This is a genomic window from Pseudomonas sp. RGM2987 (assembly GCF_022952855.1).
Classification (GTDB): domain Bacteria; phylum Pseudomonadota; class Gammaproteobacteria; order Pseudomonadales; family Pseudomonadaceae; genus Aquipseudomonas.
The window spans coordinates 71,490-80,506 of record NZ_JALJDX010000221.1; the positions used below are offsets into that span (position 1 = coordinate 71,490).

A 9,017-nucleotide genomic window follows, 5' to 3' on the forward strand; every position below is an offset into this window, starting at 1 on the left:
AGATGTGTGCAGATTTCCACAGAGTGATTCGGTCCTGAATATTTGAAGGCAGGGATTGGCAGTTTCTCCTTGCTCCTCATCATTGTCGGCGGCATCCTGCATCGCGATCTCCCAACCTCCCTTCCAATCACAGTGCGGGCATTTGGTGCTCCGCTTGCGATCAGTCAAAAACTGGATTAGGTCGTTAACGCGAAGTGGCGGAGCGGATCCATCCTCGTGGAGCGGCAACCCGCCCACGTTGTCAATTCGTCTCATGCCAGCCATATCCGTCCTCAGCGTTAAACAAGGTTAGCGTTCCAGACCAGCAGCACACGGGCTTGGATGTATGTGTCTTCAGCCCGGATCGTTTGCGGAGGGTGCCGGGGGTTGTCGGATATCATGCTCAGCTGCTCATCGCCCATCCACTGGAGGCGCTTGATATACAGGTGCCCCTCCCAGGAGAACATGTAGATCCCATCCCCAACGAACTCACGGATGCTGATGTCCACCAGCAACGGGTCGCGGTGCTTGATCGTCGGCGCCATTGACTGACCCCAGCCAGTGACGATCTTCAGGTGGAAGTGTTCTTTGAACTCGACGCCCATCTCGCGCAGGTGCTGCGGACTGACGCGCACGTCCTGGAGCATTTCCGGATAATCATGAGGGATCTGCCCGCCGCCCATTGCGGCACGGACGTCGTAGTGGGCAATCCAGACTTCGTCACCGACGGCGCCAGGTCGGTAGTAATCGATCTCCAGCGCGCCGCCATCATTCGCCTCGGCGACCGCCTGAAGTCGCCTGCGCGCATCATCCGAAAGCCCTTTCCCTTGTGTAGCGAGCATGTTGCGAACGATATCTGCGGCAGAGGTGGCTGGAGAATCTGTGCCGACAGGATCACTGCTCGGCGTTTTCGGCATGAGCGGATCGTCTCCCGCACCATGCTGCAACCACTCAATTTTCACGCCCAGGGCGGCCGCGATGGCGCTCATTTTGGCCGGCCCTGGCAGTGACTCGCCATTGAGCCATTTGCTTGCTGCCTTGGGCGTCACTTTCGCAATTTCAGCCAGGCGCGCACCAGCTCCCCACTGATCTATGCCGTGGGCGGTGAGAGCCTTTTTCAGGCGAGCAACGAAAGCACTGCGAATTTCTTCTATATGAACCATCGGTTCAGCATCGCACGGCCTTGCATGTACTTTCAGTTCCGACATAATATGTACTGCAAGTTCATATTTAACTGGAGGCTCTATGCGGCCGCTCAAGAAATCGATCGACGACGCCGGCGGTGTTCCAGCGGTTGCTCTGGCCTGCGGAAAGACCCCTCGCGCCATTTACAAGTGGCTCGTTGCGGACGCTTTGCCGCGCACCGAGTACACCGGCGAAACCCAGTACGCCCAAAAAATTGCCGAGCTGGCTGCCTCCCAAGGCAAGCCGTTTGATACCGCCTGGCTGCTCGCCGAGGCGCACCCCAGAAAATCCGCCGCTTAAACCATTTCATCAGCCGCAAGGAGCAACACATGTACGAGATCCGCAAACACCTGAACCACAACGAAACAAAGGTTCGGTTGAACGATGAGTACGACGAGTACCTGAGATCACTGGCAAAGATCCACGGCACCCAGAAGGCCGTCATCGCCCGTGAAATTCTCAAGGCTGCGATCCAGCAGATGAGGGAAGAGCTTACCCGTACTCAAGACATGGCCTGAAGGCCCTCAATGGAGGCTTTATGCCTGAAAGAAATTGCGAGTTGCTGCTGCAGCAAATCGCGGATGAAGAAGACATCACATTCCTAAGTGAGGCTGCCGCTCAGCTTGGAATTCCTATCGAGCAGCTGACCAAGGAGACCATCGAAAAACACATCACCGATAGAACAAGACCCAAGACGATGACAGGGACTGTTCAGTCCTTCAGGCGGCCATACAGCCCGTCCAGAAATCGGACTGATGAGGGCCTGAAAAGTGAATGACCACCAAATCGCAGGCACAAAAAAACCGACGGTCGAGGTCGGCTTTTTCATTTGCGTACTGCTTGTAACTCTGTGAGGCCGATTATGCACACACCAAATACTGATGTACAGGCCCTCAAAAAGCCCGCGACACATTTTCACCATTCGCAAAACGTGTCGCGACCCACCATGTCGTCCCGCGAGATCGCGAACGTCACCGGTAAGCGTCATGACAATGTGAAGCGGGACATCGTCGCGATGCTCAAAGACCTCAAAGTCGATGCACTCAGTTTTGAGGACATCTACCTAGACGGTCGGAATCGCGAACAGGTCCAGTACCTGCTCGACCGCGAGCATACCGATTGCTTGCTCACTGGCTACAGCGCGCCCATGCGCATGAAGGTGATCCGTCGCTGGCGTGAGCTGGAGTCGCAACAGGGTGCCCGGGAACAGGTATTGCTCAACGGCACAAAGGTAGTGGGTGAAATCGCCATCATGGAATGCTTCACCCGGCTGCTGAAGCCGGCGCCTTCCTGCCAGATGGCAATGCTGACGAAGATTGCCCAGAACAACGGCCTAGACCCGAAGTTTCTCCCGGGCTACGCCGTAGACGCCGCCCCCGATGCCACTGGCGGTTCATCGATGCCCACCAAGGCAGCCACCGCCCTGATCAAAGATCATTCCATCGGCAGCACCGCGCGTGCTTTCAACCTCGCACTGAAGGCCCACGGTTACCTGGCTCTGCTCCAGCGCAAAAGCTCCAAGGGCGAAATGGTCGACTTCTGGTCCGTGACTGAAAAGGGCCTGAAGTACGGGAAGAACCTCACCAGCCCTCAATGCCCCCGCGAGACGCAGCCACATTGGTACGTGGATCGCTTCCTCGAACTCGCCGGCCTGATCGGCAAAGGACGCCCATGATGGCCCGCATTCGTACTGTGAAGCCGGAGTTCTGGTCGAGCGAGCAGGTTATGTCCTGCCGCCCCATGGCGCGGCTGTTGTTTATTGGTCTTTGGAACTTCTGCGACGACGGCGGGAACCACCCTCTTGCGCCGAGAACCATCAAGGCCCTGGTGTTTCCAGGCGACGACATCACCACCGACGAGGTAAGCAGTCTGCTTGGCGAGTTGGAAGGTGCAGAGCTGATCCAGAGCTACTGGGTGGCCGGCAAGAACTATTTCCATGTTCGCGGCTGGAAGCACCAGAAGATCGAAAAAAAGAACTTCAAGTATCCAAGCCCTCCAAATGAATCCGACAATCAGTCGGAGAACATTCGCCGACAATTCGCCGAGGAGTCGTCGACTGATCGCCGACCGGTTGACCCCGGAAGGGAAGGGAAGGGAATAGGAGAAGATCAACACAACACTCTACGCGCGGAGCAGGAAAATCCCGCCGACCCAAAGGCGCCCAGCGAAATGACCCTGGACTGGGTTCCTGACGAGAAGCTGCTCAAGGCATACGCGTTCCGCATGGCAATCCCAGTATCTGCATTCACCAACGAAGCCACGGCGGCATTCGTCTGTCACTACTCGGCATCTGGTCGCATCGAGACACAAGCCTCCTGGGTCAGCCTGCTGGTGAAGTGGGTGAAGCGCGACACAGCCACTGCCAACAATGTTCACCCGTTTCCCGGACGGCGGCAGGTCAATGGCCCTGACTTCGATGACCAGACATGGGCCGAAAATCTTGAGGATGCTCTATGAGCAACAAGCCAAAGCCGCCGAGAAGCGCTGCGCAGCTCATGAAGGCCGCGGGTGCGACCGAGGATCTTCCAAGCGCCGTGGCTGGATACAATCCGCCGACCATGCCAGCGATCCCCAAAACCTTGCCGCAGGGCACGGTCGGCGTCGTCAATTCGCTGTTCAAGGAGTTGCAGGCCATCTTTCCAGCTTGGAAGCAAGCCTGGCCGACTGACGCCGCGCTGAGCACCGCCAAGCGCAGCTGGATCAAGGCGTTCATCGTCGCCGAGATCAATACTCTGGAGCAGATCCGCTTCGGCATTGAGCGCTGCCGCTCGCTGGGCACGGACTTCGCGCCGAGCGTTGGCAAGTTCATCAAGCTTTGCCAGCCAACGCCGGAAATGCTGGGTATCCCGTCGCACGACAAGGCGTTTCGCGAGGCGCTGGAGAACGCCCATCCAAGCCGGTTCGGAAATCGCACATGGTCCCACGAAGCCGTTCGCCATGCAGCGCTCCAATGCGAGATGCATAACCTCGGCGACCTGATCCCTGAGAAGGCCAGCAAGGTATTTGACAGGGCCTACGACATCACCATCCGCATGCTCATGCAGGGCAAGCCGCTGGAAGACATCGCCATTGGCATCGGCCACGACAGCCAGAAGAGCGAAGTGGAGCTGGCAGAGGAATACGCCAACCAGCGCCAGGCGCGCCTGCTTGAGATACAGGCCATCCCATGCAGCGGAGCCGTGGCGCGCGCCCAGCTCATGGCGAAGTTCGGCAAAAAGATCAGGGAGCAACGGACATGACACTCGACAAAACCAAACTGCAAAAGCTGCTCTGGGCCGAAGCCGCCTCATTCCGTGCTGACTGCGCCGACTGGCAGCGCAACACCGAGGCCCTCCAGGAATTCCTGGGTTCCAAGACCGTGGAGGAAGTGGCGCTGGAGCTACTGGCGGAGAACTGTCGACTCAGATCCGACAATGAGACATGGCGCCTGAGTATCGAGGCAGAGCGCAACGGCCACAACGTTACGGTCCGAAGCCTCCAAGCAGAGCTGGACCGACTGAAGGGGCCCGCGTTCGATCAGGAGTTGGCGGCGCTGCGCAAGGATGCGGGGCGCTGGAGATTCTTTTCCACGCTGGCGAACGACCTGCAAGCATTTCCGCACTCATGGGGGCAGATGACACCCGAGAAGATGGATTTCATGTGCGATGAGGCTATGGCCGCCGCCATGGGCAAGGGAGGGCAGCCATGAACGCATTCAGTGTACTCAGCGTCGTTTTCACAGTGATCAGCCTGCTGCTGATCGGTCTTGTGCTGCTGGTGAGTGAGGACTTCATCATCGCCGCCCTGGCGAACGTGCTTGTCGCCGTCTACCTGGATCACTTGGGTATCGAAAAAGACCTCCGCGATTTTCTGGCTGAAGGGAGGGCAAGCCATGACCGATAAAATCAGCGTCAACTGCCAGGCCAAACTCTCCGAGGCCATCACCAAGCTCAGCACCATGTACCGGGACAAGAAGTATGTGGTGGTCTCTCTACGCCCGGGCAAGGACCGCACGCTCGACCAGAATGCCTTGTGGTTCGCGATGTACAAGCGCATTTCCGAAATGACCCAGATCGGTGATCCGGCCGACGCCCGGCGGTACTGCAAGTTGCACTTCGGCGTGCAGATCCTTCTCAACGAGGATTCCGGGTTCCAAGCAGCCTGGTACCGGGTCATGCGCCATCTGCCCTACGAGGAGAAGCTGGCCCTGATGGGCGAGCACAAGCTCTTCGGTCCGGACGGCTTCCCAGTGACCAGCCTGTTCAATCGTGCCCAGGGCATCCAGTACACCGACCGGATGGCCGCGTACTTCACCGGCCAGGGCGTGGTGTTCAGTGACCTGCTGAGCGAGGTGGCGGCATGAGCAGGCGTGACTGGTACGACCGTCGAATGGATAAGCGCGTTGCTCTGCAGATCGCAGAAGAGCAGGGGATTGTTGCCGACAGTTCGGAACTGCGCGCAACCCTGGTCGCCAAGATTCACTCTGGCGAAATGACCATTGAGCAGGTGCAGGCCGAGCTGCGGAAGGTGAAGCGCGAGGCCAAGAAAAATGGCCTGAAGACGCGCGACCAGATATGGAGGTCCGCATGAGCCGTACAGCCAGCACCCTTACAGCCAAGCAGCCTCGCCCGAAGAAATGCGCTGTCCAGACCTGTAGAGCCTCATTCGTGCCTCGGGCCAGCTTCCAAACCTGGTGCTCGCCGGACTGTGGCCTCGCCATTGCCCGCGCCAAGCAGGAAAAGCAGCGCAAGTCTTTTGCCCAGCGCGAACGCCGGGACATCAAGGTCCGAAAGGAGAAGCTGAAGAGCAGGGCGCAGCATATGCGTGAGACGCAGGTCGCGTTCAACACCTGGATCCGCCTACGCGATGCCGGCCTGCCATGTGTGAGCTGCGGCCGGCACCACGACGGCCAGTATCACGCCGGCCACTACCGGACAGTCGCCGCCAGCCCAGAGCTGCGCTTCGAACCGCTGAATGTTCACAAGCAGTGCGCGCCCTGCAACAACCATAAGTCCGGCGACATCGTGAACTACCGCATTGAACTGGTGAAGCGCATCGGCGCAGAGGCTGTCGAGTGGCTGGAAGGCCCGCACGAACCGAAGAAGTACACCGTCGAGCAACTAAAGGCGATGACCGCCGAATACCGGGCAAAGACCAAAGAGCTGAAGAGGGCTGCAGCATGATTTATCGAGACGTTATTTCCGCAGTAATCCGTGCGCTGGCGTCCGAGACGATCAACAGCGCCGGCGGCTGTGACTACACACCAAAGGTCCAGGCCAACAAACTCAAGGGAGAGATCGTAGGCAAGGAAGCGGCATTCCTCACGGATTGCTGGGTGTTTGGCCGGTTACATTCTTGCCTTGCGCCGAAACACTGGATGGCCTTGAACGCCTGCTACTCGACGCATATGGCCTCGAAGGTGGGGGCAATTGGCAGAATTGTGTCGCACGTGTCTTCGCCGGCGCCGCGCCTGTTCCTGACCAAGGCAGTGACCGCCTGGGCATATCCGCAGTTGGGCGGCGCCGAGCGCGCCCCCGCCGGGAAGGTGTCGCTCGAGGTCGATGATGATGCACCAGCATGGAGGAAGGCGGCGGTGTCGAAAGCACAGAGGGCGATCAACGCCAAGCTGAAGCAGCGCCAGGAGGCTCCATGCGAAGGCGTCATCATCCTGCCAGCCCATAACTACGATATGAATACCTGGGATGTGGATGGCACCCCAGAGCGCACGCGTCGTGACTGGCGCCGCAAAATATTCAAGGGGCTGGATAAGCTCGTCAATGAGGCGCTTTTGGAGGCCGGTGAGATCCTGACAAAGGAAGGCGTTTTCTTCGATGATCAAGATGCCGCATAAGGGCCTTGACAGGGCCTGCCGGTTCGCCGATTATTCACCCATCCTGTCATTCCTGCGTGTGTAGGACTGACTAAAAAGAACCCCGGCCATCGTGTCGGGGTTTTTCGTTTCTGGAAGGTGGCGCCCAGTGATGGGCAATCCGGTTTGAACCCGGAGCTATCGGAAACGGTAAGAGTTCGACTCTTTCACCTTCCGCCAATTTTGCTGACTGAATGTGCGCTGGGACGCACACGGGACTGTAAATCCTGCGCCGAGTGCTATGTGGTTCGATTCCATCAGGCAGAACCAGTTTCACCTGTAGCCAGGACAGCCTTCGGGGCGGCCTGGACGCGGTATAGCCGGAAGTCACGCGTCACGAAAGAACACCGGCAGCCCGCGCACCCTGATCCATCATGCTTGCGGGGTGGCGCGAGACTGGCCTGGCGAGATCGATGCATTGGGGCGTCGACGCTGGGCCAGCCTTCGGCAGACAGCGGGAAAGACCGCGCACCTATTCAGGCCGCCTCGACAGACAGCGTAATACGCTTGCCGAGCGCGGCCAGGGCTTTCTCGATCGCTTCCATCTTGGATGTGTGCAGAAAGTCCACCAGGCGATCGCCCTGGGTCTGGGCAGCACCCAGCATCCGGCACAGATCGGCCTTGCGCATATCACGCTCCATCATGGCGTTCCACAGCGCGATCTTCGCCACAGTCACCGCTGGCAGGTGAACGACGTGCTCGCCTTCCTGGGGAGCGGATGCAGAAGGAATCGCCCGGCGCTGATCAACATACAGAGACAGAGTTGTCTCTATAGCGTCCATCGCCTCACGGATCGCATGCTCGACGTCATCGCCAAAGCTGTTTAGCTCTGGCAGATCCCGGCAAAAGACGGCCACACCGGTCTCGTCCTGTTCAAATCGAATTGCAAAGTCGTACATGGTCATTCCTCGGAGGTGATCGTTCAGCTTGCAGAATGGCGAAGGGGGCCCTTAGAGCCCCAGTTGTTTAATGATCGCCTTGCGGGTCGGTTCCGGCATTTCCTTGGAGCCGTGATCCGCGAAGGTTGTCTTTTTGCCGTTTGGGGCGGTGACTTTGAAGTGGCTTCCTTTGCCTGCTTCGAAGGTCACCCCTTGGGCCTTCAACCATCGTCTGAACTCGCTGAACTTCATCACCTCGCCTCGTTGTTTGGATGAGGGCAGTATACAACAAATTTGTGGTAATACAACAGTTTTGTTGTGTTTCGTTGGCGCCTATTCAGGGCCTCTGCATTTGCAGGGGCTTTTCGTTGTCGGCTCCCCACACCCATTGCCTCAAGCTGGGAGTACAGCGGATGCCGACCTTTTCAATCATGCCCACGGAGTCGAGCGCATGGAGTTTCTACAGCGCCTGTTCGATAAGCTCGACTGGGCATTTGCGGGATTGCTTGGCGCAATCGCTGCCAGCTTCTGGCACCGGGACGACCTGGTGGACCGAAAGGCCTGGGCCATCTTCATTTTCTCGGGTGCGGTCTGCGCCCATTACCTGACGGGTCTGATCAGTTCCTATTTTGGGGTGGTCGAGCCGCGCAGTGTGGCGGGCGTCGGTTTCCTCCTGGGCACCTTCGGCGGGTCGCTCATTGCAGCAATCACCCGGGCCATCAAAGCCGCCGACCTCTGGGCCTTCATCCGCCAGCGGTTCGGAGGAGGGAGTGGACCATGAGACTCGAACTGATCAATTCAATCGCCTGCGCCTTCATCGCGCTGTGGGCGTTCTGGTGCGTGGTGAGCGGGAAGGTGAGGGACGGCATCCTCGGGAAGCTGATCTATTCCACGATCGCCATCAGCGCATACGTGGTCACCACTGGGCACAACAGCTTCCTGTTTGGGCCCACCATCGCCGGGCTGACGCTGCATATCGCCCTGGCCCTGGCCGGCGTCCGCCACCTGTTCATGGTCACCTACTGGCAACGGGTCAAGGCCTGGATCTGCCGGCACCTGAACTGCGAGCACTGCATGGGCTGCGATAAGGCGCCGGGCGGGACCGACCGTCGGGCCAAGTAGGTCGC

17 protein-coding genes and 1 tRNA gene are annotated in these 9,017 nt (G+C 58.7%); 15 read left to right on the forward strand and 3 right to left on the reverse strand.

The genetic code is table 11. The annotated features are described in order from the left end of the window. Window positions 1-278: 278 nt before the first annotated feature. Window positions 279-1,142, reverse strand: coding sequence for a LexA family transcriptional regulator (locus RGM2987_RS25670; protein WP_245145778.1), 864 nt, complete (start codon window positions 1,140-1,142; stop codon window positions 279-281). Between the two features lie 82 nt (window positions 1,143-1,224). Here RGM2987_RS25670 and RGM2987_RS25675 point away from each other — a divergent pair, with 82 nt between their 5' ends. From RGM2987_RS25675 to RGM2987_RS25735, 13 genes are all read left to right on the forward strand, one after another. Further along, complete coding sequence (locus RGM2987_RS25675; protein ID WP_245145662.1) at window positions 1,225-1,464, forward strand: helix-turn-helix domain-containing protein; 240 nt, start codon at window positions 1,225-1,227, stop codon at window positions 1,462-1,464. Window positions 1,465-1,493: 29 nt separating this feature from the next. Next, the gene (locus RGM2987_RS25680; protein ID WP_245145663.1) at window positions 1,494-1,682 is read left to right on the forward strand and encodes a hypothetical protein; all 189 of its coding nucleotides are present in this window, start codon (window positions 1,494-1,496) and stop codon (window positions 1,680-1,682) included. A gap of 20 nt (window positions 1,683-1,702) precedes the next feature. Then, on the forward strand, window positions 1,703-1,942 hold the full coding sequence (locus RGM2987_RS25685) for a hypothetical protein (RefSeq protein ID WP_245145664.1): 240 nt from the start codon (window positions 1,703-1,705) through the stop codon (window positions 1,940-1,942). 168 nt (window positions 1,943-2,110) lie between these two features. Continuing rightward, window positions 2,111-2,839 (forward strand): Rha family transcriptional regulator, encoded by a 729-nt coding sequence (locus tag RGM2987_RS25690; protein ID WP_245145665.1) that lies wholly within the window; start codon window positions 2,111-2,113, stop codon window positions 2,837-2,839. Continuing rightward, the gene (locus tag RGM2987_RS25695; RefSeq protein WP_245145666.1) at window positions 2,836-3,621 is read left to right on the forward strand and encodes a DnaT-like ssDNA-binding domain-containing protein; all 786 of its coding nucleotides are present in this window, start codon (window positions 2,836-2,838) and stop codon (window positions 3,619-3,621) included. Before RGM2987_RS25690 ends, RGM2987_RS25695 begins: the two co-directional genes overlap by 4 nt. Further along, window positions 3,618-4,403, forward strand: a complete 786-nt coding sequence (locus RGM2987_RS25700) for a replication protein P (protein WP_245145667.1) — start codon at window positions 3,618-3,620, stop codon at window positions 4,401-4,403. Before RGM2987_RS25695 ends, RGM2987_RS25700 begins: the two co-directional genes overlap by 4 nt. After that, entirely contained in the window at window positions 4,400-4,852 is a 453-nt protein-coding gene (locus RGM2987_RS25705) for a hypothetical protein (RefSeq protein WP_245145668.1), read from the forward strand. The genes RGM2987_RS25700 and RGM2987_RS25705 overlap by 4 nt, the downstream gene beginning before the upstream one ends. After that, window positions 4,849-5,046 (forward strand): hypothetical protein, encoded by a 198-nt coding sequence (locus RGM2987_RS25710; protein ID WP_245145669.1) that lies wholly within the window; start codon window positions 4,849-4,851, stop codon window positions 5,044-5,046. Before RGM2987_RS25705 ends, RGM2987_RS25710 begins: the two co-directional genes overlap by 4 nt. After that, the gene (locus RGM2987_RS25715) at window positions 5,036-5,506 is read left to right on the forward strand and encodes a hypothetical protein (RefSeq protein WP_245145670.1); all 471 of its coding nucleotides are present in this window, start codon (window positions 5,036-5,038) and stop codon (window positions 5,504-5,506) included. Before RGM2987_RS25710 ends, RGM2987_RS25715 begins: the two co-directional genes overlap by 11 nt. Continuing rightward, on the forward strand, window positions 5,503-5,733 hold the full coding sequence (locus RGM2987_RS25720) for a hypothetical protein (protein WP_245145671.1): 231 nt from the start codon (window positions 5,503-5,505) through the stop codon (window positions 5,731-5,733). Before RGM2987_RS25715 ends, RGM2987_RS25720 begins: the two co-directional genes overlap by 4 nt. Then, window positions 5,730-6,326, forward strand: coding sequence for a recombination protein NinG (locus tag RGM2987_RS25725; RefSeq protein ID WP_245145672.1), 597 nt, complete (start codon window positions 5,730-5,732; stop codon window positions 6,324-6,326). The genes RGM2987_RS25720 and RGM2987_RS25725 overlap by 4 nt, the downstream gene beginning before the upstream one ends. Then, entirely contained in the window at window positions 6,323-6,994 is a 672-nt protein-coding gene (locus RGM2987_RS25730; RefSeq protein ID WP_245145673.1) for a hypothetical protein, read from the forward strand. The genes RGM2987_RS25725 and RGM2987_RS25730 overlap by 4 nt, the downstream gene beginning before the upstream one ends. A 112-nt stretch (window positions 6,995-7,106) precedes the next feature. Beyond that, window positions 7,107-7,192: transfer RNA gene (locus tag RGM2987_RS25735), tRNA-Ser, on the forward strand. Between the two features lie 296 nt (window positions 7,193-7,488). Here RGM2987_RS25735 and RGM2987_RS25740 read toward each other — a convergent pair. Both RGM2987_RS25740 and RGM2987_RS25745 read right to left on the reverse strand, forming a co-directional pair. Beyond that, window positions 7,489-7,911 (reverse strand): type II toxin-antitoxin system HicB family antitoxin, encoded by a 423-nt coding sequence (locus RGM2987_RS25740; RefSeq protein WP_245145674.1) that lies wholly within the window; start codon window positions 7,909-7,911, stop codon window positions 7,489-7,491. 51 nt (window positions 7,912-7,962) lie between these two features. After that, a complete protein-coding gene (locus RGM2987_RS25745) occupies window positions 7,963-8,142 on the reverse strand; it encodes a type II toxin-antitoxin system HicA family toxin (protein WP_245145675.1) in 180 nt (59 codons plus the stop codon). Window positions 8,143-8,341: 199 nt separating this feature from the next. Between RGM2987_RS25745 and RGM2987_RS25750 the strand changes: the two genes are divergently transcribed. Beyond that, complete coding sequence (locus RGM2987_RS25750; RefSeq protein WP_245145676.1) at window positions 8,342-8,671, forward strand: MFS transporter; 330 nt, start codon at window positions 8,342-8,344, stop codon at window positions 8,669-8,671. Then, window positions 8,668-9,012, forward strand: a complete 345-nt coding sequence (locus RGM2987_RS25755) for a hypothetical protein (RefSeq protein ID WP_245145677.1) — start codon at window positions 8,668-8,670, stop codon at window positions 9,010-9,012. Before RGM2987_RS25750 ends, RGM2987_RS25755 begins: the two co-directional genes overlap by 4 nt. The last annotated feature ends 5 nt before the right edge of the window (window positions 9,013-9,017 follow it).

Excerpts from the sequence above, each read along its gene's own strand:
- RGM2987_RS25670 (WP_245145778.1), bottom strand. The coding sequence starts at position 1,142 with ATGGTTCATATAGAAGAAATTCGCAGTGCTTTCGTTGCTCGCCTGAAA.
- RGM2987_RS25675 (WP_245145662.1), top strand. The coding sequence starts at position 1,225 with ATGCGGCCGCTCAAGAAATCGATCGACGACGCCGGCGGTGTTCCAGCG.
- RGM2987_RS25680 (WP_245145663.1), top strand. The coding sequence starts at position 1,494 with ATGTACGAGATCCGCAAACACCTGAACCACAACGAAACAAAGGTTCGG.
- RGM2987_RS25685 (WP_245145664.1), top strand. The coding sequence starts at position 1,703 with ATGCCTGAAAGAAATTGCGAGTTGCTGCTGCAGCAAATCGCGGATGAA.
- RGM2987_RS25690 (WP_245145665.1), top strand. The coding sequence starts at position 2,111 with ATGTCGTCCCGCGAGATCGCGAACGTCACCGGTAAGCGTCATGACAAT.
- RGM2987_RS25695 (WP_245145666.1), top strand. The coding sequence starts at position 2,836 with ATGATGGCCCGCATTCGTACTGTGAAGCCGGAGTTCTGGTCGAGCGAG.
- RGM2987_RS25700 (WP_245145667.1), top strand. The coding sequence starts at position 3,618 with ATGAGCAACAAGCCAAAGCCGCCGAGAAGCGCTGCGCAGCTCATGAAG.
- RGM2987_RS25705 (WP_245145668.1), top strand. The coding sequence starts at position 4,400 with ATGACACTCGACAAAACCAAACTGCAAAAGCTGCTCTGGGCCGAAGCC.
- RGM2987_RS25710 (WP_245145669.1), top strand. The coding sequence starts at position 4,849 with ATGAACGCATTCAGTGTACTCAGCGTCGTTTTCACAGTGATCAGCCTG.
- RGM2987_RS25715 (WP_245145670.1), top strand. The coding sequence starts at position 5,036 with ATGACCGATAAAATCAGCGTCAACTGCCAGGCCAAACTCTCCGAGGCC.
- RGM2987_RS25720 (WP_245145671.1), top strand. The coding sequence starts at position 5,503 with ATGAGCAGGCGTGACTGGTACGACCGTCGAATGGATAAGCGCGTTGCT.
- RGM2987_RS25725 (WP_245145672.1), top strand. The coding sequence starts at position 5,730 with ATGAGCCGTACAGCCAGCACCCTTACAGCCAAGCAGCCTCGCCCGAAG.
- RGM2987_RS25730 (WP_245145673.1), top strand. The coding sequence starts at position 6,323 with ATGATTTATCGAGACGTTATTTCCGCAGTAATCCGTGCGCTGGCGTCC.
- RGM2987_RS25740 (WP_245145674.1), bottom strand. The coding sequence starts at position 7,911 with ATGTACGACTTTGCAATTCGATTTGAACAGGACGAGACCGGTGTGGCC.
- RGM2987_RS25745 (WP_245145675.1), bottom strand. The coding sequence starts at position 8,142 with ATGAAGTTCAGCGAGTTCAGACGATGGTTGAAGGCCCAAGGGGTGACC.
- RGM2987_RS25750 (WP_245145676.1), top strand. The coding sequence starts at position 8,342 with ATGGAGTTTCTACAGCGCCTGTTCGATAAGCTCGACTGGGCATTTGCG.
- RGM2987_RS25755 (WP_245145677.1), top strand. The coding sequence starts at position 8,668 with ATGAGACTCGAACTGATCAATTCAATCGCCTGCGCCTTCATCGCGCTG.